Origin of the sequence: Labedaea rhizosphaerae (assembly GCF_004362825.1) — a bacterium.
Taxonomy (GTDB): Bacteria; Actinomycetota; Actinomycetes; order Mycobacteriales; family Pseudonocardiaceae; genus Labedaea; species Labedaea rhizosphaerae.
Genome location: NZ_SNXZ01000001.1, coordinates 285,823 through 307,087 on the forward strand (window position 1 = coordinate 285,823; position 21,265 = coordinate 307,087).

General features: G+C 69.1%; 23 protein-coding genes, 1 tRNA gene and 1 pseudogene. 10 read left to right on the forward strand and 15 right to left on the reverse strand.

Features of this window, described 5'->3' with window-relative positions; translation table 11 throughout:
• Positions 1–150: 150 nt before the first annotated feature.
• The 3 genes from EV186_RS01305 to EV186_RS01315 all read right to left on the reverse strand — a co-directional run bounded on the left by EV186_RS01305 (position 151) and on the right by EV186_RS01315 (position 4,096).
• Positions 151–1,965, reverse strand: coding sequence for a DEAD/DEAH box helicase (locus EV186_RS01305; protein WP_243753765.1), 1,815 nt, complete (start codon positions 1,963–1,965; stop codon positions 151–153).
• Positions 1,962–3,290: a ParB N-terminal domain-containing protein gene (locus EV186_RS01310; protein ID WP_243753766.1), complete on the reverse strand. Its 1,329-nt coding sequence runs from the start codon at positions 3,288–3,290 to the stop codon at positions 1,962–1,964. The genes EV186_RS01305 and EV186_RS01310 overlap by 4 nt, the downstream gene beginning before the upstream one ends.
• Before the next feature lie 101 nt (positions 3,291–3,391).
• Entirely contained in the window at positions 3,392–4,096 is a 705-nt protein-coding gene (locus EV186_RS01315) for a hypothetical protein (RefSeq protein WP_166658980.1), read from the reverse strand.
• A 258-nt stretch (positions 4,097–4,354) separates the two neighbouring features.
• On the opposite strand from EV186_RS01315, the gene EV186_RS01320 reads away from it, so the two are divergent.
• Positions 4,355–5,146 (forward strand): hypothetical protein, encoded by a 792-nt coding sequence (locus EV186_RS01320; protein WP_133847244.1) that lies wholly within the window; start codon positions 4,355–4,357, stop codon positions 5,144–5,146.
• Here the strand turns inward: EV186_RS01320 and EV186_RS01325 are convergent.
• Positions 5,143–6,519 carry a DNA cytosine methyltransferase gene (locus EV186_RS01325; RefSeq protein ID WP_133847245.1) on the reverse strand — a complete coding sequence of 459 codons (1,377 nt, stop codon included), beginning with the start codon at positions 6,517–6,519 and terminating at the stop codon, positions 5,143–5,145. The two genes, EV186_RS01320 and EV186_RS01325, sit on opposite strands and share 4 nt — an antisense overlap.
• Positions 6,520–6,614: 95 nt before the next feature.
• Here EV186_RS01325 and EV186_RS01330 point away from each other — a divergent pair, with 95 nt between their 5' ends.
• On the forward strand, positions 6,615–7,100 hold the full coding sequence (locus EV186_RS01330; RefSeq protein ID WP_133847246.1) for a very short patch repair endonuclease: 486 nt from the start codon (positions 6,615–6,617) through the stop codon (positions 7,098–7,100).
• A gap of 224 nt (positions 7,101–7,324) precedes the next feature.
• Here the strand turns inward: EV186_RS01330 and EV186_RS01335 are convergent.
• The 5 genes from EV186_RS01335 to EV186_RS01355 form a co-directional block, all read right to left on the reverse strand.
• Positions 7,325–7,397, reverse strand: a tRNA-Ala gene (locus EV186_RS01335).
• A 56-nt stretch (positions 7,398–7,453) separates the two neighbouring features.
• A complete protein-coding gene (sepX, locus tag EV186_RS01340; RefSeq protein ID WP_133847247.1) occupies positions 7,454–8,188 on the reverse strand; it encodes a divisome protein SepX/GlpR in 735 nt (244 codons plus the stop codon).
• Positions 8,189–8,341: 153 nt separating this feature from the next.
• A complete protein-coding gene (locus EV186_RS01345) occupies positions 8,342–9,010 on the reverse strand; it encodes a GNAT family N-acetyltransferase (protein WP_208115520.1) in 669 nt (222 codons plus the stop codon).
• A 4-nt stretch (positions 9,011–9,014) separates the two neighbouring features.
• Positions 9,015–10,238, reverse strand: a complete 1,224-nt coding sequence (glp, locus tag EV186_RS01350; RefSeq protein ID WP_133847248.1) for a molybdotransferase-like divisome protein Glp — start codon at positions 10,236–10,238, stop codon at positions 9,015–9,017.
• Positions 10,239–10,260: 22 nt separating this feature from the next.
• Complete coding sequence (locus EV186_RS01355; RefSeq protein ID WP_133847249.1) at positions 10,261–11,151, reverse strand: UTP--glucose-1-phosphate uridylyltransferase; 891 nt, start codon at positions 11,149–11,151, stop codon at positions 10,261–10,263.
• A gap of 24 nt (positions 11,152–11,175) precedes the next feature.
• Between EV186_RS01355 and EV186_RS01360 the strand changes: the two genes are divergently transcribed.
• Together EV186_RS01360 and EV186_RS40660 are read left to right on the forward strand one after the other, a co-directional pair.
• Positions 11,176–11,772, forward strand: coding sequence for a 5-formyltetrahydrofolate cyclo-ligase (locus EV186_RS01360; protein WP_133847250.1), 597 nt, complete (start codon positions 11,176–11,178; stop codon positions 11,770–11,772).
• Positions 11,773–11,832: 60 nt separating this feature from the next.
• A pseudogene (locus EV186_RS40660) lies at positions 11,833–12,021 on the forward strand (FmdB family zinc ribbon protein); the annotation flags it as partial.
• A 14-nt stretch (positions 12,022–12,035) separates the two neighbouring features.
• Here EV186_RS40660 and EV186_RS40665 read toward each other — a convergent pair.
• Positions 12,036–12,308: a hypothetical protein gene (locus EV186_RS40665; protein WP_341814454.1), complete on the reverse strand. Its 273-nt coding sequence runs from the start codon at positions 12,306–12,308 to the stop codon at positions 12,036–12,038.
• Between EV186_RS40665 and EV186_RS01370 the strand changes: the two genes are divergently transcribed.
• Complete coding sequence (locus tag EV186_RS01370) at positions 12,307–12,942, forward strand: SAF domain-containing protein (protein WP_133847252.1); 636 nt, start codon at positions 12,307–12,309, stop codon at positions 12,940–12,942. The two genes, EV186_RS40665 and EV186_RS01370, sit on opposite strands and share 2 nt — an antisense overlap.
• 34 nt (positions 12,943–12,976) lie before the next feature.
• On the forward strand, positions 12,977–13,378 hold the full coding sequence (mscL, locus tag EV186_RS01375; RefSeq protein ID WP_133847253.1) for a large-conductance mechanosensitive channel protein MscL: 402 nt from the start codon (positions 12,977–12,979) through the stop codon (positions 13,376–13,378).
• A gap of 90 nt (positions 13,379–13,468) precedes the next feature.
• Here mscL and EV186_RS01380 read toward each other — a convergent pair whose 3' ends face one another.
• Entirely contained in the window at positions 13,469–13,648 is a 180-nt protein-coding gene (locus tag EV186_RS01380; RefSeq protein WP_133847254.1) for a hypothetical protein, read from the reverse strand.
• A 140-nt stretch (positions 13,649–13,788) separates the two neighbouring features.
• Between EV186_RS01380 and EV186_RS01385 the strand changes: the two genes are divergently transcribed.
• Positions 13,789–14,079, forward strand: coding sequence for a hypothetical protein (locus EV186_RS01385; RefSeq protein ID WP_133847255.1), 291 nt, complete (start codon positions 13,789–13,791; stop codon positions 14,077–14,079).
• 24 nt (positions 14,080–14,103) lie between these two features.
• Here the strand turns inward: EV186_RS01385 and EV186_RS01390 are convergent, their stop codons facing one another.
• Positions 14,104–14,604, reverse strand: coding sequence for a MogA/MoaB family molybdenum cofactor biosynthesis protein (locus EV186_RS01390; protein WP_133847256.1), 501 nt, complete (start codon positions 14,602–14,604; stop codon positions 14,104–14,106).
• 93 nt (positions 14,605–14,697) lie between these two features.
• Between EV186_RS01390 and EV186_RS01395 the strand changes: the two genes are divergently transcribed.
• Positions 14,698–15,759, forward strand: a complete 1,062-nt coding sequence (locus tag EV186_RS01395) for an NAD-dependent epimerase/dehydratase family protein (protein ID WP_133847257.1) — start codon at positions 14,698–14,700, stop codon at positions 15,757–15,759.
• A gap of 686 nt (positions 15,760–16,445) precedes the next feature.
• Here the strand turns inward: EV186_RS01395 and EV186_RS01400 are convergent.
• The 3 genes from EV186_RS01400 to EV186_RS01410 are packed head-to-tail and all read right to left on the reverse strand — an operon-like array spanning position 16,446 to position 19,775.
• On the reverse strand, positions 16,446–17,492 hold the full coding sequence (locus tag EV186_RS01400) for a sensor histidine kinase (RefSeq protein WP_166658981.1): 1,047 nt from the start codon (positions 17,490–17,492) through the stop codon (positions 16,446–16,448).
• Entirely contained in the window at positions 17,489–18,208 is a 720-nt protein-coding gene (locus EV186_RS01405; RefSeq protein ID WP_133847258.1) for a response regulator transcription factor, read from the reverse strand. Before EV186_RS01405 ends, EV186_RS01400 begins: the two co-directional genes overlap by 4 nt.
• Positions 18,209–18,215: 7 nt before the next feature.
• Positions 18,216–19,775 carry a hypothetical protein gene (locus tag EV186_RS01410; protein ID WP_133847259.1) on the reverse strand — a complete coding sequence of 520 codons (1,560 nt, stop codon included), beginning with the start codon at positions 19,773–19,775 and terminating at the stop codon, positions 18,216–18,218.
• Between the two features lie 156 nt (positions 19,776–19,931).
• Here EV186_RS01410 and EV186_RS01415 point away from each other — a divergent pair, with 156 nt between their 5' ends.
• Both EV186_RS01415 and EV186_RS01420 read left to right on the forward strand, forming a co-directional pair.
• Positions 19,932–20,576 carry a glycosyltransferase family 2 protein gene (locus tag EV186_RS01415; protein ID WP_133848684.1) on the forward strand — a complete coding sequence of 215 codons (645 nt, stop codon included), beginning with the start codon at positions 19,932–19,934 and terminating at the stop codon, positions 20,574–20,576.
• Entirely contained in the window at positions 20,573–21,232 is a 660-nt protein-coding gene (locus EV186_RS01420) for a TIGR04282 family arsenosugar biosynthesis glycosyltransferase (RefSeq protein WP_133847260.1), read from the forward strand. The genes EV186_RS01415 and EV186_RS01420 overlap by 4 nt, the downstream gene beginning before the upstream one ends.
• Positions 21,233–21,265: the final 33 nt, after the last annotated feature.

Below are 21,265 nucleotides of genomic sequence, written 5' to 3' on the forward strand. Positions count from 1 at the left end.
CGAACCGATGACGGTGTTGGTCAACCGCGGCTCGGTGACCGCACTCGGGACGACGTACAGCTCGGCCGGCTGACGGTGAGCAGCTCGTATTCGAGGGCATCCCGACCCTCATTCGTTGCTACCCGGCAGGAGTGCGTCACGCCATCCGCGTCATCTGCCGATGTGGTTCAGAAGCGCCTGGACATCACTGGGCTCCAGGCCGCTTGCGATCGCAGGCTCCTCTTCGAGATCCGACAGTTGCTGCACGGAAGGGTCATCCAGGACCTTCCCCATGAACTCGAGCTTCTTCGCCAAGCGCAGCTCGACGACCTCGTCGATCGTGTCGCGGGCGGCAAGAACGGTGACCCGCGTCTCGACATCCGCGGCAAGACCGAGCCGGTGAATTCGGTCGAGGCTCTGCAGGAATCGTCCTGCCACGAAGTCGCGGTCGACATAGACAGCGTCGTGGCACACCTGGTGAAGACTGATGCCTTCGCCGAGCGTGGCCGGGTTCGACACGAGCACTAGGCAATCCGGGTCGTTCTGGAAGCGGCGCAGTTCGCCGGCGCGGTCGATCGTCCCGCCATGGACAATAGCTGGTTGGTAGGCCGCCAGGAGCTTGTGCAGCGTGGTGAGGCTGCGCACGAACGTCGACCACACCAGAGTTTTCCTGCCCCGCGTGGCGTTCTTAGCAACGATCGCGACCGTTTCCTGGTACTTCGGGGACAGCTCGTAGTCGGGCAGGCGCTTCAGCAGCGTGTACAGCGAGTCGCTCTTGGGGATGTCGAGCGGAGGCAGCTGATACTCCAGCGGCTCGTACCTGGTCTCGCCGTCCAGCAACAGCGCCGGACTGGTTGCTGCCATCAGCAATCGCAATGCGGTTTTGCCCAAAGCTGCGAGATCGTCGCGCCCGGATAGCCCGGCTTCCTTCCCCACTAAGGAGTCGTAGATCTCGCCATGCAACGCAGGCATATCGACGAAGCGCACCTTCGTCTCCATCGGGGGAAGCCCGAGCTCGAGTTTTGTGGTGCGCGCGAACAGCGGCCGGAGAACGGTGCTCGCATGCGCCAGGTCGCCCCCCGCCACTGCCGACGCGACCGTCCGATGGCCGTATCCGGGCCACGAAAAACCCATGAGGCTTTCGAGGTCCTTCGCTCCGTTCGGGGCAGGGGTACCAGTGAGGATCAGCCGCCTGCGGGCGAGCGGGCCAAGCGCCATGCAGGCGGAACCGTATGCACCGCGGGTTCCCAGCTTCATGCGGTGCGCCTCGTCGAGGATCATCATCGAGGGAGCCGCCTTCAGCCAGGCTGCCAGAGCACCGGCGGACCTGCTGAGGCGCTCATAGTTGATGATCAGCAGTTCGGTCGCCGAGTCGATGGAACGCTCGAAGACCTCCGTGCGCAGTGGCTTGCGGAAGCACTCCACGCTCTCGAACCGCCAGGACTCGTACGCCGACTTAGGGCACACGACAAGCACGCGCTGAGCTGTGCCCTGGACGCGCTGAGCTGCGAACACCGCCAAAGCCACACGAGTCTTGCCTGCTCCGGGCACGCTGAAGTTCGCGCCGTGCCGCAATGACAGCAACTTGGCGATGTCACGGCGCTGGAACTCGCGAAGATCACCTATCCAATCGTTGCCAAGCAGCGAAGGAACGTCCTCTGCCACAACAGCCCCAGGGGCCGCGGGGTTGCCCAGCTGTGTCCGTACCGTCGTGGAGTCGTCGACGTTGCCGCGGACGAGCTCGGCGAGCTCGTCCGCCCACTGCACGCTCGCGGGACTGGGCCAAGTCGACAGCAAGTTCAGCTGGGACAGGAGGTCATCGAGGTCGACAGCGATCGCCAGCGGGCCGAGCTGCGTCCCCGTGTCGAAACGGGTGGCCAGCCGAACGAGGTCCTCACGGTGCGCCTGCACCGTCCTCATTGTGATCTTGGTTCGCGTCTCGTTGAAGTCGAGATGCAGCGACGGCTCCGTCTGGCCGTTGTTCACCGAATTCCTCCCGGTGCGGTCGCGTCGAGCAGCCAGGTCACGCCGTCACCAGGGTTCTGGAGGCCCCGGCCGGCCTGCTTGGCAAGCTTGCGAAGGCTGTCCCTCAGCTTGAGCACGGCATCGTCGAAAGCCTCTTCGTCCAGCGAGCGTGAGCTGCGGGCCTGCACGAGGTCGGCAACGCACAGATCGATGCTCGCACTCGCATCTGCCAGCCGGCCCGGCGCCATCTGCTTGCGCTTCTTGAGGCGGGCGTTGCGGCCCGCCGTCTCCAATGCCGTGTCGAACGCTCTCTTGACCTGTTCATACGACTGGCTGGCGGCGCGGCTCTGGTCATCGGACAAGACACCCGTCGCGCCCCGGCCCGCCTTTGCCCTGAGGATCTGGTCGGTGAGGCCTCGTGCGGCAGCGACCGCATCGGAGGTGCCGGCGACACTGATGCCCAGACCTGGAATGGAGACCGAAGCGTCTGCGGGGTCCGCGGCCGCGAACCCCGCCGGCAACTCGCTGTCCAAGTACCTTTTCCTGAACTCCGTGCCGTCCTCGATGAGGCGGACGTCGGTCTTTGCGAATTCGAGGGTGATCGCAGCAAGCCTCAGCTCCTTGAGAACATCGGCGCGATCGGGATCAATCGCCTTCATCTTGTCGTAAGCCCGGTACAACTCCTTGAGTTTCTCCTGGTGGTGCTCGAAATCGATCAGCCTCAGCGCGGTACCGTGCTCCGGGTCCCTGCTCCGCTCGATCAGTTCGTAAATCACCCCGAGGATCCATCGCTCCTGCCTGTAGGTCTCCGTGCGGATCCGGAACTCCTTTGCGATCAGCTCCGGCGTGCGTCCCAAGGCGGCCTGCTCCTCCATCGCGAGCAACCTGTTGATGTACGAGTACTCGCGCCGGTGGTCCTTGCGAAGCTGTAGGGAGAGCTCGACCGAGTTGACGTCTGCCCAAGTGAAGGACTCCGGCAGCACACCCACGCGCATCGATTGAGCTCCACTCTCCCGTAGTGCGGCGGCTCGAGTGTTCCCGTTGACCAGCACTCCCTGATGGGTGATGAGCCCTGGGTCGTTCTGCCCGAATTCTTTGAGGCTTTCGAGCAGGTCGTCGAACTCCGGGTCCCTGCGGTTCGGGTCCGCCGGCGACGCCTGTAGCAGGTGTTTCAGGTAATCCTGGCTCGCCGCGCTGTACGGGTCCGCTTCCAGCTCCGCATCCCGCTTCGGGTCGTGCGTGCGCTGCGCGCGGATACGGTGCGTCGCTGGGTTGAAGTACAGACCGTTGAGCGGCGTCTCGATCACATCGACGTGCAAAGCCTGCCCGTTCCAGTCGACCGTCACGGTCTCCCGTGTACCCCCCGCCTCTTTCGCCTCCGCGAGCCGCTTCTTCACCAGCTCGCTGAATTCCGCGGCTCGCGGCGGGGCAGGAAACTCCCGGTGCATCAAATCTTCACTCCCATTTCATCGTCCCCGAGCACCGCGCGCCGTACAGCCGCACGCGAATCAGCCGGCATTGCCCGGTAAAGCCCCCACAACTTCTCCATACCGCTGAGCCGACGTTCGTCGGCGCTGAGCCAGCCGGCGAAGATCTTCATCTCGAGCGGGCCAAGCGAGTCCACGAGGCGCAGGATCTCACCGAGACCCACGACGCTGCCCCGGCCGCCCACCCGGCACCTGTTGCACTCAGTGCTGAGCTGGACCTCTTCACTGCCATCGGGGAGCAGCACCTGGCGGCGAGCGATGTCGAGCTGCGCAGTCGTCCCGTCGTCGTAACTGTCGCCGCCCGCGATGCCGCACGACCGGCAGAGCCACCCGTCGCCCTCCATCACCTTCTGGCGCTGCGCGGCGGTGATGCTGCTCTTCGCCTTGGTCTTGGACTGACCGGGTACCCATACCTCAGCACCCACTTGGACGAGACGCTGTTCATCCTGCTTCAGCTCGGGGTCCTCGCGGTGCGTGTCGATCTGCCAGCCGTAGTCCCTGAGATCGCGCAGCCGACGATCGATCTGTGAGACCTCCGGGAATGCCTCGCGCAGGGCGCCCTTCGTGAAGATCCCGCCGTGGCCGACCTCCTGTACCAGCCAAAGCGCCCCCCTCACCATGCTGCCGCGCTGCGTGTCCCTCCACGAGGGCATCGGTGTGGACATTGTTTCCCTCCTATGACAGTGACGAGCCTACAAGCGTCCGTATGGCGCTGGGCGCACTCAACGGCGCCCCCCAACAAGAGCACATCCGAAGACCACTCGGCTAGCGATTCTTGTTGCGCGATATGCGGCCCTCGTTGCGAGTTATATCGCGCAACACGAAACGGAAAATTCGTGTTGCGCGATACATTTTGCAATACCACGGGACGTTCGGCAGGCGTACAGTCGTGCGCAACTACACACAACTGGCGAGGGGTGGAGATGCGTCCGGGGGACAGGCTGTCGGAGATCAACGAGGAGCTGCCCGAGGAACGGCAGCTCCTCGCAAGGGCATTGCGCCACCTGCACGACTGCACGGCTGGCCAAGACGGCAAGCGGATGTCTCACACCCAGCTGATCCACGCTATGAGGGCCGGCCCCCTGGCACCGTCGAGTCTTTGCAGGTACTTCAGCGGCACAAACGTGCCGTCGGAGCGCGTCGTCATAGCTCTCTATAAAGCGATCGACGAACGCGTCGTCGGCCCCCTGCCTCTGACCTGCGAAATATTGCTGGAGCTCCGGGACGGGGCGGCGTCCGCTGACGGGCGCCGAGCGAAGGCTCGCCAACGCCGCGTTGAGCAGCGGGCTCTTACGCTGGCAGCCGACATGGCAGAGTCTGGAGCTCCGCCGGTCCCCCGCGATACAGGGGACCGGCAGGCCAACAAGTTTGCAGGGCTGGTACCGCAGGCAGCGGCCGAAGCCATCCGACTGGCCGCACAGGGCCAGTACGCACAAACGGTGACGCTGCTATCACGGCTGCCCGAGCACCTCAACACCGACGAGGTCGCACTGTGCATCGTGCATTTTCGCCACCGGCACTACGACGATCTAGCCGACACCCTGATCAAGATATACGGGCGCGACCATCGTGAGGACCACCGGCAAACGCAGATCATTCGACTATCGATAACATTGCGTGAACACGAGCTACAGAAAGACGCCAATGCACTGCTAGAAATGCTCCTTGACAGCAAGTCCGCAGGTGCCCCCGCCGGCGGGGGCACCGCCAGCTAGCTGATCTTTGACTTGTTCTTGTTGAACAGATCGTGCCGAACATGGTCGGCCTGCCCGACGAACGCCCTGAACTCGCCGAGCTTGAACGTGGCGACGTTGCTGTTGGTTCGCCCGATCTCAACCTTGAAGTCCTTGTTCAGCAAAGAGATTCGGCGCTCCAGTTCGTGCGCCTCGATCTCTTCGCCGATCGCCTTGGAGATCTGCGCTGCAGTCATGAAGTCGCCGGCGTTGCGCAGCGCGCGGTAGACCGGATCGTGCTCGGTGTCAATGTCGCGATCGACCGGGTCGCCTTGCTTGAGCAACGCCGACTTGATCGCTTCCCCGACAGCCTTGGCGACTGGTGGAGGAAAGGCGTTGCCCACTTGGCGGTATTTGGAGGTTTTCAGGCCTGTGAACTGCCATTCACCCGGCTTCCACCCCTGCAGGAGCTGGACCATGTCCGTGGTGAGCTTCGGCCCGACCTCGAAGACGTCGTCCTCGGCCGGCGGGTGGTTTGCGATACCCCATGCGTCCACACCCAGCTGCTCCCACGCCTTCTTGGCGCGAGTCGGCCCCAGATCGGCACCGCCGTGCTTCTTTGACCCGCCGACGATCGTGGGCGCAATGCCATTGGCCTTCGTCACCCAGTCGTCGAGTCCCTTCCAACCACGGGAACCCATCAGATCGCGAAGCGTCTCCCCAACGGTGAGCGGATTGCCCTGCGGCTTGGGCCAGCGGAAGTAGGGGGCGAATTCTTCTTGCAGTGCTACCAGCACAAACCGCGGCCGCAGCTGCGGCACACCGAAGTCCGAGGCATTGAGCAGCCGCCACTCGGCGACGTACTTCATGTCGATCAGCCGGTCCAGGATCTCCTGCCGGTACCCAGAGAACCTCGGCATGCTGAGACCCCGGACGTTCTCAAGAAGCAGGGCGCGAGGCTTGAGCTTCTGACATTGATGTACCGCCCACGCGAACAAGTCACGCTCGTCCGCCGATCCCCGCTGCTGACCGGCCAAGCTGAACGGAGGGCACGGCACGCCGCCGGCCAGCAGGTCGAATCCCTCCGGAAGGGCGAGGCCGGACTTGTGCGCCTTTTTCCAGACCTCTTCAGAAGCAACATCACCGGTGATGACACGATCGACGATCTCGACCGTGGCCGGGACGGGCGATTTCGCACCGCGGCTCTTCTTCACCTCTGACGGTCCACCCTTTGACTTCTCTTCAGGGTCATGTCGGGCACGCAGGTTCGCGCGAAGGGTGTCTGCCGCCGTGGGGTCGAGCTCGATCGCGAGCTCGTGCTCGAAGCCAGCCTGCATGAGCCCAAGAGCCTGACCACCCGCGCCGGCGCAGATCTCGACGACCTTCAACGGCTTCTCGGCCTCAGGGACTGTCACTGGTCCCCCTCAACTGTTCGATCATCAGGCTCACGGTGAGCCTGAGGTATCTTCTGACACGACCGCGAATGACGCAAAGCCGCATGCCAGACGGGATGACCGTGCCCGACGAAGATCGCAGTGCTCACCGGGCAGAGGCCCATGCCAAGGGCCTCTACCCCGCTCCTCTGAACGAGGGCCGGTCGCGGAACATGCAAGCGAACCGTCGATCCGGAACCAAGCCCGAGGTGGCGTTGCGGAGTGCCCTCCACCGGCGCGGCCTGCGATATCGGAAAGATCACCTGCTCCGGTTTGACGACGGTGTCAAGGTCCGGCCGGACATCGTCTTCACCGCTCGCAAGATTGCCGTGTTCGTGGACGGCTGCTTCTGGCATGTGTGCCCGGAGCACGGGAGGCAGCCGACGACCAACGACTGGTACTGGACGCCGAAACTCCGGCGCAACGTCGAACGTGATCGACGAGCTGATGAGGTGCTGGCGGCAGCGGGTTGGACGGTGATCCGCATCTGGGAGCACGAGAGCCTGGAGGTTGCCTTCGAACGAGTCGCAACCGCTGTCGAACACGGGTTCGAAGTTAGCTGATCTATCGCGAAAGCGCATCACAACACGCGGAGCACAACGTCCCCGATCGGCCCCACAGGGAATCGACCTCGCGGGCATGCGCCGACGCTCGCATGGTCAGCGCTCCAACGCCACGCCGCATCCCTGCTCATTGACTACCACCGCAAGGAGTTAGAGGTCGGTCCCCGGGGAACACGCGAAACAGAAAAGGCTCGCGCTCTCCGCGAGCACGAGCCTGCCATCTGTGGAGCTGAGGGGAATCGAACCCCTGACCTTCTCGATGCGAACGAGACGCGCTACCAACTGCGCTACAGCCCCTCATCGGTGCGCGAAGAGCATAACAGCCAGGCTGTCAGGCCCTGCCGCGCACCCCCTCACTCGCCCACGGCCCGCCGGTACGGCAGCACGTCGGGCTCGTCGAGTTCGTCGAATGCCGGGTCCTCGTCGTCCAGGTCGACGACGACGGCGCCGTGGTGGCTGGTGGGGGCCGGCTGGGTGAGGATGCCGTGCTCACGCCTGGGCTCCGGGTCTTCCACCGCGGTCTCGGCGACCATCTCCGGGCGCGGGTGGGCGTGCGAGCGCCGCACGGTGCTCATCCGGGCCAGCCTGCGCTCGCGGATCTCCTCTTCGATCCGCACCTGCCTGCGCAGGTACCCCAGGTACGTCACCAGCGCCACGTCGATCGCGCCGTGCACCCACCAGACCGGCGTCACGGACACGCCCGCGACCACCGCGGTGATGATCGCGGACAGGATCATGGTGACCACGACACGCTGCCGGAAGGCGTACTTGGCCTTCGCGGCCAGCGCGGCGGCCTGCGGGTCGAACCCGCCTCGACCGGGCCGGTAGCGCCGCTGCGGCTCGTCGTCGCCCACGGCCTCGTCGAATTCGTCGTCGACAAGGTCGGCGTGATCGACGCGGTCGTCGAGGTCCTCTGGGTCGTCGTGCTCGGCTGCCATCGTGAACTCCTCCCGCGCCGGGCGTACGACCCTGGCGGCGAGCTCCGTGTCGGCGGTCTTGGCGACTTCCTGCCGCTTCCGGACGATCATCGGCACGAGGACGACCAGCCACGCCACCACGAGCGCGACCACAATGAGTGATGTCGGCATAGCCCTCGCACCTCCCCCCGCCGGCTCCTCCAGCGCTCCTGCGAACGCCACGTTAGTCACAACAGTCACATCTGTGTCGGAGGCGCGCCGACATCCGATCCATAGATGACCTTCACCCGCACGGGTGATCCGGGGCCGCTGAACGCGGCAATCTCAGCCGAAGCCGGCTCGCCCGTCCGCCCGCAGTTTCGCCACCATTCCGCCGCTTGCCTCCTCCGCCGTGATCGCCAGGCAGTGGTGATCACGCCAGTCGCCTGCCACGTCGAGATAGCGCTTGAACAGGCCTTCGTGGCGAAAACCGAGCTTGGCGAGCACGCGCAGGCTGGCCGCGTTCTCCGGCCGCACGGTCGCCTCGAGCCGGTGCAGCCCGGACACGGCGAAGCAGTGGTCGACCACGAGCGCGACGGCGGCGGTGGCCACGCCGGCACCGGCCAGATCGGCCGCCACCCAGTAGCCCACCCACGCCGAACACAGTGATCCGCGGATGATGTTGCCGATCGTGATCTGACCCGCGAAAGCACCGTCCAGGGTGATGACGAACGGTAACGACTGACCGCGCCGGGCCAGCGAGCGCAGCGCCGACCACTGGCTGAGCCAGGCCACGTTCGAGTTGCGTTCGGCCCACGTGCCGGGCGCCGACGGCTCCCACATCTCCAGGTAGTGCTGGTCCCGCATGCGGACCCGGCTCCACGCCGCGCCGTCGCGCAGCCGTGGCTTGCGCAGCTCCACCACCCCGCCGGTCACCCGCACCGGGCCCAGGCGCGCGGGCCAGCCCGGGTGTCGCGCCGGGGTGCGCACGGAAGCCCAGCCCGATGCGGCCAACGCGTTACCCGCGCTGCGCGAGGAAGCTGACCGAGACCTGGTCACCCGCGGGCACCTCCGTGGTGTCCTCCTCCACGAGGACGAGGCAGTTCGCCTCGGCGAGCGACGCGAGCAGGTGCGCACCGGACAGCCCGAGCGGCTGCACGAGGTACTCGCCGTTGCTCTCGTCCCGCAGCAGCTGCCCGCGCAGGAACCCGCGGCGACCCTTGGTCGACGTGATCGGCGACAGCAGCTTCGCGCTCACCACGCGGCGCCTGGGGTTCCGCTTGCCCTGCACGGCACGGATCAGGGGTCGGACGAGCACTTCGAAGACCACGAGCGCGCTCATCGGGTTGCCCGGCAGCAGGAACGTCGGCACGGCGTCCGGGCCGAGCCGGCCGAAACCTTGCACCGATCCCGGGTGCATGGCGACGCGGGTCGTGTCCACGTCGCCGAGGTCGGACAACGCCGAGCGCACCTCTTCGCCGAGCTCACCGCCCGCACCGCCCGCGATCACCACGATCTCCGAGAGCAGCAGCCTGCCCTCGACGACCTCGCGCAGCCGGGCCGCGTCGCTCGACACGATCCCGACGCGGTGCACCTCGGCGCCCGCGTCCCGCGCGGCCGCGGCCAGCGCGTAGGAGTTCACGTCGTAGACCTCGCCCTGCCCCGGCGTCCGGTCGACCTCGACCAGTTCGTCGCCCAGCGCGATGATCGACACCCGCGGTCGCGGGTAGACCAGCACCTTCGCCCGGCCGACGGCCGCGAGCAGGCCGACCTGCGCCGCCCCGATCGGCGCACCCCGGCGCACGGCGACGTCGCCGGTCTGCACGTCCTCCCCGGTCCGGCGCACGAAGGCGGCCGACGGCACCGGCTGCTCCACCGTCACCTTCGCCTGGTGCCCATCGGTGTACCCGAGGGGTACGACAGCGTCCGCGAGCGTCGGCAGCGGCGCACCCGTCACCACGCGCACGGCCTGGCCCGGCTGCAACCGCCGCGGCTGGCGCGAACCGGCCGCGATCTCGCCCACCACGGGCAGTTGCACCGCTTCCTGGCCCGCGGACTGCACGTCCACGCTGCGCACCGCGTACCCGTCCACCGCCGCCTGGTCGAACCCGGGCAGCGCCCGTTCGGCGACGACCTCCTCGGCGCACAGCAAACCCTGTGCCTCGGAGATCGCCACCCGGACCGGGGCCGGGCGCACCGCCGCGGCCAGGGCCCTGGCGAGCTGCTCGTCGACTGATCTCATCGTCGTCCGCCCCTGTTGCCGGTCACCCAACGCCGAGCCGGCTGCGCAACCATTCCGTGAGTTGCGGCCCATAGTCCGGGTCATCGAGCGCGAAGTCCACGGCGGCACGCAGGAAGCCACCCGGATTCCCCAGGTCGTGCCGTCCGCCGCGGTGCACCACCACGTGCACGGGGTGGCCTTCGGAGATCAACAGCGCCACCGCGTCGGTCAGCTGGAGCTCGCCGCCGGCCCCCGGCGTGATCCGCTTGAGCGCGTCGAAAATCGCCCGGTCGAGCAGGTAACGCCCGGCCGCGGCGAAGGTCGACGGGGCGTCCTCGGCGGCGGGCTTCTCGACCATGCCCTTGACCCGTTTGACGTCGTCCTGGTCGGTGTCCTCGACGTCGAACACCCCGTACGCGGAGATCTCCGCACGCGGGATGTCGAAGGCGCACAACACGCTCCCGCCGTGGCGCCTGCGCACCTCGGCCATGGTCTTGAGCACGCCGGTGGGCAGCACGAGGTCGTCGGGCAACAGCACGGCGACGGCCTCGTCGTCGCCGGTCAGGTTCGGCTCCGCGCACCCGACGGCGTGCCCGAGACCGAGCGCCTTCTCCTGGATCGCGGTCTCCACCTGGATCACCGAACTGGCCCGGCGGACCTTCTCGAGCAGGTCGGTCTTGCCCTTGCTTTCGAGGTTCGCCTCGAGCTCGGGGTTGGGGCGGAAGTACTCGGCGACCGCTTCCTTGCCCGGCGAGGACACGATGACCAGCCGCGACGCCCCGGCCTCGGCGGCCTCGCGGGCGACGAGCTCGATGCCCGGCGTGTCCACGACCGGCAGCAGCTCCTTCGGGACGGCCTTGGTCGCCGGGAGGAATCTGGTGCCGAGTCCGGCGGCCGGCACGATAGCGGTATGAAACGCGGTCGACGGGCTCATGGACAGCGACTCTAACCTCATCCTGTGGCCCGCCCCGGCAGTGATCTCCAATCAAAGCAGCAGTGGCGCCGTCATCTCCTGAGCAAGCGCCGCAGAACGCCGGCCGCGGTCCGGTTCGCCGAGGCGCTCGCCCTCACCGCGCAGCTGACCCGGGGCCGGGTGCTTCACCCAGGTCAGACCGTGTGCCTGTACGTGCCGACCGGGTCCGAGCCGGGCACCGTGCAGATGCTCGAGGAGGTCGCGGACCGCGGTGTGCGGGTGCTGCTGCCGGTGATCGCGGGCGTCGGGCCGCTGGACTGGGCCTGGTTCGCGGGGCTCGACGCGTTGCGCATGGGGCCGTACGGGATCCCGGAGCCGGACGGCGAGCGGCTCGGTTCGGCCGCGTTGCGCATCGCCGACGTCGTCTTCGTGCCCGCCCTGGCGGTCGACCGCAGCGGGGTGCGGCTCGGGCGCGGCGCGGGGTTCTACGACCGGTCGTTGCCGCTTGCCGCGCCGGGTACGGCGTTCGTGGCCGTGGTCCGGGAGGACGAGGTGGTCGACTGGCTGCCCGCCGACCCGCACGACGTGCGGATGTCCGCCGTGCTGACCCCGAACCGGGGGCTCATGCCGCTGTCGGTGTGACCTCTACCTGCGATGTTTGCGCGGCGGGCATGATGTGCCGCAAAATCGCGTTAGCACTCCATGGGATCGAGTGCCAAGGACGCGGCTAGTCCGCGAGGGAGTGAACCGGTGCCTACCTACCAGTACGCGTGCAAGGCTTGTGACCACCGCTTCGAAGAGGTCCAGTCCTTCACCGACGCAGCGCTGACCGAGTGCCCGCAGTGCGGTGGTCAGCTGCGCAAGCTCTACAGCTCGGTCGGCGTGGTGTTCAAGGGCAGCGGGTTCTACCGCACCGACAGCCGGACGGGCAGCGGCAAGTCGGAGTCTTCGACCACTTCTTCGAGCGACTCGTCCACGTCCTCTTCTTCCTCGAAGAAGTCGACCGAGTCGTCGTCTGCTTCGTCGTCCTCTTCCTCGACGACCTCGACCACTTCGACGACCTCGACGGCGTCCGCGGCCTCCTGACGATCAGCGAGTTGTCCACAGGCGGTCGGTTGTCCACAGATTGGCTTCCGGCCGGCCTCGAGGGGTTGCCGCGGCTCTAACGTCGATGGCATGCCGACCAACCGCATCTCTCGCTTCCGTTTCCGTGCCGTGCCCGCCCGCCGCCTCCTGCGGGCCCGGACGGCACGACGCGTGCTCGCCGCGTCGTTGTTGTTGCTCGCCGTGGCGCTTGCCTTGCGGTCACCTGGTGCGCCGGCCGGTGACACCTCGGCTGTCGTCGTCGCCGCGCACGACCTCGCGCCGGGCATCGCACTGTCCGCTTCGGACATTCGAGTGGTGCAGGCACCCGCGTCGCTGATCCCAGGCTCGGCCTTGCGCACCACCAAATCCGCGACCGGCCGCACGCTCGCCGGTGCCGCGGGTGCCGGTGAGCCGATCACCGAGGCGCGGTTGGTCGGGTCGCGCAACACGGTGCTGACCGCACGCGACCCGACCGCGGTCGTCGTGCCGGTCCGGCTCGCCGATCCGTCCGTGGCCGATCTCGTCGGTTCGGGCAGCCACGTCGACGTGGTCGCCCTCGATCCACAGGGGACGGTGGGCACCGTGCTCGCCACCGACGCCGTCGTGGTGACCGTGCGGCACGAGGACGGCAAGCCGGGACTGGTGCTGCTCGCCTTACCCGAGGACACCGCGACGCGGGTCGCCGCGACGACGCTGGCCCGTGAGGTGACGATTACCCTCCGATAGGAACTGGAACACACCCGTCCCCAAAGGAGCACGCATGCTGAAGGGCTTCAAAGACTTCTTGATGCGCGGCAACGTCATCGACCTCGCCGTCGCGGTGATCATCGGTACCGCGTTCACCGCCATCGTGAAGGCGATCGCGGACTACCTCATCAACCCGCTGATCGCCGCCATCGGTGGCGCGAACGTCAACGGCTTCGGCTTTCGCCTGGTGGGCAGCAATCCCAAGACGCTCATCGACTTCGGTGCCATCATCACCGCAGCCATCAACTTCGTGATCATCGCGGGCGTCGTGTACTTCGTCATCGTGATGCCGATGAAGAAGCTCCAGGAGCGTCGCAAGCGTGGCGAGGAGCCGGGCCCGTCCCAGTCGACCGACGTGGAACTGCTCGCCGAGATCCGAGACCTGTTGCGCGATCAGCAAAGCCGCACCCCCTGACGCATGCACGCGAGCGGCCCGGCACCCCCGTTCGGGTCACCCCGCCCGGGTGAAGTCGGGTCGGGCCGGGCCGCTCGGGCTCGATCCAAGTCAGTCGCGGTCGTGGTGCGGTGGCCGGTTGGCGAGGTACCAGTCGTCGTCACCGCGGCGCTCGGCGCGGTCGCGCGGGTCACGTTCGTCGTCGGTGGTGTCCGGCAGTACGTCGCCGAACACCTCGTCCAGCCGCCGCCGATCGACACCCTTGCGCTTGGGTCCGGTTTCCTCGTCCACAGCTTCATCGTCCCACTTCCGCACGCGATGCCCGCCGTGCTCGGTGGGTCAAGTGCTCGGTGGTCGCGCGCTCGGTTGCGGTGGGCCGGTCCGGTGGGAGGATTCAAGGAACGCGGACGGACAACTGGAGGCGGCTCGGCATGAACTTCATGGACAAGGCGAAGGATCTGGCCGCGCAGGCCAAGGAGAAGGCGACCGAGGTCGCCGGCGGGATCGCGGAGAAGGCGGCACCGCTGGCGGACAAGGCGGGCGACCTCGCGGCCAAGGGCGTCGACGCCACGGCAGGCGGGCTGAACAAGGTCACCGGCGGGCGGTTCGAGGACAAGATCGAGAAGGTCAGCACCAAGGTCGAGAGCGTGCTCGACCGGGACGGCAGCGCGAAGCCCAAGCCGCCGGAGGGCCCGGAAAGCGGCCCCGAACCGGCCGAGTAGGCACCAGCCCGGGGCCGCGCGCGATCAGTTGCCTTCCAGGCCGGACAGTTCGTCGATGACGTAGGGCACGAGCGCCGACAGGGTGGCCATGCCGTCGCGCACGGCGCCCCGGGAGCCGGCGAGGTTCACCACCAGCGTGCTGCCGGACACCCCGACCAGCCCACGCGAGACGCCCGCGTCCACCGCGCCCGCGGCCAGGCCCGACGACCGGATCGCCTCGGCGATGCCGGGGATCGGCCGGTCGAGCACGCCCTGGGTCGCATCCGGGGTGACGTCGCGCGGGGACACGCCGGTGCCGCCGACGGTCACCACGAGGTCGACGCCGCCGATCACGGCGGTGTTGAGGGCGTTGCGGATGTCGACGGTCTCGCCGGCCACGACGACCGTCCCGTCCACAATGAACCCGGTCTCTTCGAGCAGTTCGGTGACCAAGGGACCAGTGGCGTCCTCGTGCTCACCGTGCGCCACCTTGTCGTCGACGATCACGATGAGGGCCCGGCCGAGCCGCTGCGCGCTGCGTTCCATGGTCGCAACGTTAGCCGCCGGAGAATCTGACGGTTCCGTGACGTCCCCGCCGTTGACCCGCTCTGGCGGCCGTGGCGCTCCTACGGTGACGACATGCGAGTTCTGATCACCGGCGGCGCCGGCTTCATCGGCTCCCACGTGGCCGACGTCCTCGTCGAGCAGGGCCACGACGTGCGGCTGCTGGACAACCTGTTGCCCAACGCGCACGGCACCGCGGGGCCGCCGTCGTGGCTGCGCACGCACGACCTGACCATCGGCGACGTGCGGGACGCGGACCTCCTGGCCCGCCTGCTGAAGGGCGTCGACGTCGTGTGCCACCAGGCGGCGGTGGTCGGGCACGGCCTCGACCCGTCGGACGCGCCGACGTACGCGTTGCACAACGACTACGGCACGGCCGTGCTCCTGGCCGCGATGCACGCGGCCGGGATCGGCAGGCTCGTTCTGGCCTCGTCGATGGTCGTCTACGGCGAGGGCCGCTACGCCTGCGCGGAGCACGGCGTGGTCCGTCCGGAGGCGCGGCGGGCCGAGGACGTCGAGCGGGGTGAGTACGAGCCGCGGTGCCCGGCGTGCGGGGCCGCGCTCGAGTCCCGGCTGGTGCCCGAGGACGCCCCGATCGACCCGCGCAGCACGTATGCGGCCACCAAGGCCGCCCAGGAATTCCTGGCGGCCGCATGGGCCCGCCAGACCGGCGGTGACGTGTGGGCGCTGCGCTACCACAACGTGTACGGCCCCCGGATGCCCCGCGACACCCCGTACGCGGGCGTGGCGTCGCTCTTCCGCTCGGCCCTCAAGCGCGGCGAGGCCCCCACCGTCCTTGAGGACGGCAACCAACGCCGCGACTTCGTGCACGTGCGCGATGTCGCCGCGGCCAACGCCCTGGCCGTGACCACAACCCCGCCGTCCGCCCGGCTGACGCCGGTCAACGTCTGCTCCGGCGAGCCGCACACCGTCGGCGAGCTGGCGGTGGAGCTCGCCACCGCCTGCGACGGCCCGGCCCCGCTGATCGTCGGCGGCGCCCGCCCCGCGGACGTGCGGCACGTGGTAGCCGACCCCGCCCGCGCCACCCGCCTCCTGGGCTTCCGCGCAACCACGTCCTTCGCCGACGGCATCGCCGCCTTCGCCACCGACCCCCTACGCGAACCCGCCGCCGTCTGACCAAGCCACCGCGCCTTGAACCCGACCCCCGGTTCAAGGCGCGGTCCTCAACCCCACCCACAACCCGTCGACCCGCGACCGCCCACCCCGGTGCTCGTCCGAGGCGCTAACCCTGCGGACGTGCGGCACGTGGTCTCGCCCCCGCTCGAGCCACTCGCCTCCCAGGCTTCCGCTCACCCCCACGTCCTTCGCCACCCGCCCTGCGCGAGACCGCCGCCGCCTGACCAGCCACCGCGCCCTGAGCTGGAGCTGTCCCCCGTCCAAGGCGCGGTCCTCAACCTCACCCACAACCCGTCGCTTGCTACTGCGCCGCCCCGGTGCTCGTCGGCAGCGGCCGGGGCGGCGCCTCGTCGCCGACCCCAACTGGGCCACCCATCTACTTGCCTTACGCGCAACCACGTCCTTCGCCGACGGCATTGCCACCTTCGCTGCCGACTCCTCCGCCGTCTGACCAGCGACCACGCCCTTGGACCCGCACCCAGCTCCGGTTCAAGGCGCGGCCCTCCAACTCCTCCCAGGACAACGGTTTTCCACAGCCACCCAGTTGTCCACAGATCGCGCGGATCGCCGTCACAGGCCCTTGAACCCGATAGAATTGGACCGGGGACGCCCCCCCGGGTTGGGTGGGGTATGTCTAGGGTCAAGAGGCAGGAAACCGTTGCGGCGCAAGGGTTTTCGCGTCCAGATCAGACTGTGGCCAGGGGTAGCCGGACCTCGAAGCGGCAACCAGGCCCGCGGTTCAAGGCGTGGATCCGGCCGTGGTGGGCCTCGACCAAGCCCTTCGCGATCGCCAGGCCCAGACCGGCGCCGGCGGGCTGGTCACCGCCAGGCGTGCGGGCCGGGGTCCCGCGGAAGGCCACGTCGAACACCCGGGTCAGCTCCCCTTCGGGAATCCCACCGCACCCGTCGTCGACCGCCAGCACGGCCTGCCCGCCCTCGACGCCGATCTGCACGGCGACGGTCCCGTCCGGCGGCGTGTGGCGGATCGCGTTCGAGACCAGGTTGTTCACGACGCGAGTCAGCTCCGGGTCGCTGCCGAGCACGACCGGCCACGCCTGCGCGTTCGCCATCACGCGCACCCGCTTGCGGTTCGCCACCGGCACCTGCGCGGACAACGCGTCACTCACCACGTCCTGCAGCGCCACCTCCGACAACGTCAGCTGCAACGCCCCCGCCGTGATCCGCGACAGCTCGAACAAGTCGTCCACCATGCCCGACAGGCGCCGCGTCTCCGTGCCGATGCGGTTCGCGTACCCCGCCACCTCGCGCGGCTGCGCCACCACGCCGTCGGCCAGCGCCTCGGCCATCGCGCGGATGCCGGCGAGCGGGCTGCGCAGGTCATGGCTGATCCACGCGACCAGCTCGCGCCGGGACGCCTCCAGCGCACGCTCGCGTTCGCGCGCCTCGCGTTCCCACACGCTGCGCTTGGCGATCATGCGCCCGAACACCACCGCGATCGGCACGGTCACCAGGCACACCAGCACGCAGATCAACACGATCGTGGTCAGCATCGGCGTGAACATGAACCCGCTGACACCGACCACCCCGGCCAGCAGCGCGGCCACCGGCACCAGCACCAGCGCGGTCATCGTGGTGGCCAGCGAGCGCATCCGCACCCAGCGCAGCACCAGCGCCCCGAGCAGCACCACCGGCAGCACCAGACCCAGCACGACCGGCAGGATCGCCAGCACGTGCTCGAAGATCGCGCTCCACGGCTCATGGATGTCGATCACGACGACCCCTGCCTGTCGTACCGGTAGCCGACGCCCCACACCGTCGCGATACGCACGGGTTTCGCGGGCACCGCCTCGATCTTCTCCCTCAACCGTCGCACGTGGACGGTCACTGTGGACTGGTCACCGAAGTCCCAGCCCCAGACCCGTTCCAGCAACTCGGCTCGGGTGAAGGCGGTGCCCTGGTTGTCCAGGAAGAACTGCAACAGGTCGAACTCGCGGCCGGTCAGCGACAGCTCCGCACCGCGCAGGACGACCTTGCGGGCCACGGGGTCCACGGTGAGGTCACCGTCCACGATGGACGCCTTGGCCGGCGCTGGCGGCGTGGCCATGGCCCGGCGCAGCACCGACGACACCCGCAAAGCCAGCTCACGCGGGCTGAACGGCTTGGTCACGTAGTCGTCGGCACCGAGTTGCAGGCCGGCGATCCGGTTCTCCTCCTCGCCGAGCGCGGTCAGCATCACCACCGGCACGGCGCTGCGGTCGCGCAGCCGGCGGCACACCTCGAGCCCGTCGATGCCCGGCAGCATCAGGTCGAGCACGACGAGGTCGGCGGGCTGCTCGGCGAAGCTGGCCAGCGCCTCCTCCCCGGTCCCCGCCAGCACGACCTGGTGCCCGGCCAGTTCGAGGTAGCGGCGCACGACGTCGCGCACCGTGAAGTCGTCGTCCACCACCAGCACGCGGCGGCCCACGCTCGCCGAGTTGTCCGTGGTCATCAGGGTCTCACCAACTCGTCACGAGGATGTGGTTCACGGCAATGGCCACCGCCGCCTGGCCGAGCAGCCACCAGCGCCGCGACGACGCGGGCAGCAACGCGGCCAAGGGCACCAACCACACCGCGAACGGTAGCCAGATGCGCTCGGTCTCCGCCTTCGAGAGCCCGGAAACGTCCGCGGCGAGCACCGCGACCAGCGCCGCTCCCGCCAGCGCGACCACTGGCAGCGACGTCCGGCCGCGGTCGGCGAACGCGCGCCGCAGGCCCGGGGCGACCGCGGGCCCGACCACGACGGCCAGGCACGCGAGGTTCGCCCACACCCAGTACGAGTACGGCCGGATCGCGCCGATCCCCTGGTAGTAGCGCTGCACGACCAGCGAGTAGCCGTCAGGCCACCAGAACCCGGCCAGGCTGAACACCGCGAACACCGCCAGCGCCGCGACCGCGGCCAGCACCAGCGCCCGCCAGCTCCGCGTGACCAGCACGACGGCCAGCGCGACCGCGCCGAGCAGCAGCAGCCCGTAGGACAGGAAGATCCCGTAACCCAGCAGCAGGCCACCGGCCAGGCAGGGCAACACCCGCCGCCGGGCGGCGCCGAGGGCCAGCAGCGCGATCCCGCTCGTCGTGACGCCCGCGAACAGGCCGTCCGCCGACGCGCCCACCCAGACCGCACCCGGGAACAAGGCAAGGAACGGCACCGCGGCCCGCGCAAACCCTTCCGCGCCCGGTTCCATGACCCTGTCAGGCTCCGCCGCCCGCGTCAGCCCACTCCTGCCGGACCCCTGTGCCGCGGCCTGCGCAAGGTCCGCTCCGCCACGCCCGTCGACCGTGCCCGGCACCGCCGCCCGCGCCGGCCCACCCCAGCCGAACCCGTTGACCGTCCCCGGCGCCGCGGCTCGCGCGACCCGGGCCGCGCCGAGTTCCTTGATCGTCACCGGTACCGCGACGGCGGTCAGGCAGCCGACGACGATGCAGGCCACCCCGGCCCATGCCCCGCCGCCGAGGCCGATGCGGTCCAGCCAGACGAACACGAGCGTCGCGCCGGGCGGGTGGCCGGACACGTGCGTCGTCCACGAATCGGGTTGGTAGTCGAGGATCCGGCCGGTGAAGCCACGCAGCATCGCCGGGATGTCGGTGATGCCGGGGACCTCGTGCAGGTATTCGTCGGCGGTGCGCAGGCGGGCCGCGACGCCGACCTGCCAGCCGTCCACGAGGGCGAGGCCGAAGGTCCAGACCAGCGCGGTGGCATAACCGGCGAGCAGCAGCCGCGGCCAGGACAGCCGGGCGGCCAGGGCCGGACCCCAGGCGGCGACGGCGACGGCCACGACCAGCACGACCGGCGTGCCCGGACCGACGTGTGCGTGCAGGGTGCCGAGCAGCGGCCATTCGCCGAACAAGGCGGGCGCGTTGCGGAACGACTTGGCCCCGAACTGCCGCAACGGTTCGAACCACACGCACACGACGACCGCGGTGGCGACGAAGGCGAGCAGGAGCGCCGCGGCGACCAGATCGGCGCGGTGACGTGGTTTCGCGACGGCATCGGGGCGCGTCGGGGCGTGGACAGCCATCGGGGCGACCGTAGACCGCCGCGACCACCGCGGCCAGGCGGACCGCGGTCCCGTCAGAACTCCGTAACATCCGTTGCCACGTCAGGATTTCGTAAGCCCCGCAACGGTTCCGGTGACGTCCATGGTGGACCTACCGTCGATCGTGTGAACGGGATCATCGATGTGGTGTTGCCCTGCCTCAACGAGGCAGCGGCGCTGCCGGGGGTGCTGACCGCGCTACCCGCGGGCTACCGGGCGATCGTCGTCGACAACGGGTCGACCGACGGCTCGCCGGACGTGGCCCTCGCGCACGGCGCGACGGTCGTGCACGAGAAGCGGCGTGGTTACGGCGCCGCGGTGCACACGGGGCTGGAACACGCGACCGCGGACGTCGTGTGCTTCCTCGACGCGGACGGTTCGCTGGACCCGGCGGAGCTGCCCGCCCTGGTCGCGCCGCTGACCCGGGGCGAGGCGCGGCTGTCGGTCGGCGCGCGGGTCCCGGCCGCCCGCGGGGTGTGGCCGTGGCACGCACGTGCCGGCAACCGCGTGCTCGCCGCGTTGCTGCGCAGGCGCGGGCTGCCGGTGTCGGACATCGGCCCGATCCGCGCGGCACGGCGCACGGACCTGCTCGAACTCGGCGTGGTCGACCGCGCCTTCGGCTACCCGCTCGAGGTGCTCATCCGGGCGGGTGAGGCGGGCTGGGCGGTGCGCGAGGTGCCGGTGCGCTACCTGCCGCGCGCGGCGGGCACGAAGTCGAAGGTGTCCGGCTCGGTGAAGGGGACGCTGCGCGCGATCCGCGACATGGCGGGGGTGCTGCGATGACCCCGGTTGTTCTTGTGGTCGCGAAAGCGCCGATCGCCGGCCTGGCCAAGACCCGGCTGATCCCGGACTCGTCCGCGCCGGCGGCCGCCCGCATCGCCGCGGCCGCCCTGCTGGACACCCTCGACGTGGTACTGGCCACGCCGGATGTGACACCGGTGGTGGCGCTGACCGGCAACCTGGCCGAGGCCGAGAGCGCGGGCGAACTGGCCCGGCTCCTCGACCGCTGCACGGTGATCGACCAGCGCGGGCACGGCCTGGACGAGCGGCTGGCCGCGGCGCACGAGGACGTCGCCGAGTTGTTCCCCGGCCGGCCCGTGCTGCAGATCGGCATGGACACCCCGCAGGTGCGCCCGGAGCTGTTGACCGGTTCGCTGGCCCGCCTCGACGACCACGACGCGGTGCTCGGACCGGCGGCGGACGGCGGCTGGTGGGCCCTCGGCCTGCGCGACGCCCGCGACGGCGCGGCGTTGCGTGGTGTCTCGATGTCCCAGGCGGACACGGCGTTCCTGACGCGGACCGCACTGTCCGCACGGGGCCTCGCGGTCGGCACACTGCCCACTCTGTCCGATGTGGACACCGTGGCGGACGTGCTGCGGGTCGCCGGCCGCCTGCCCGGCAGCCGTTTCGCGCTGGCCGCGGCGGCGGTGGCGCGATGACTGCCATCTTCTCGCCACGACGTGAATCCGAAC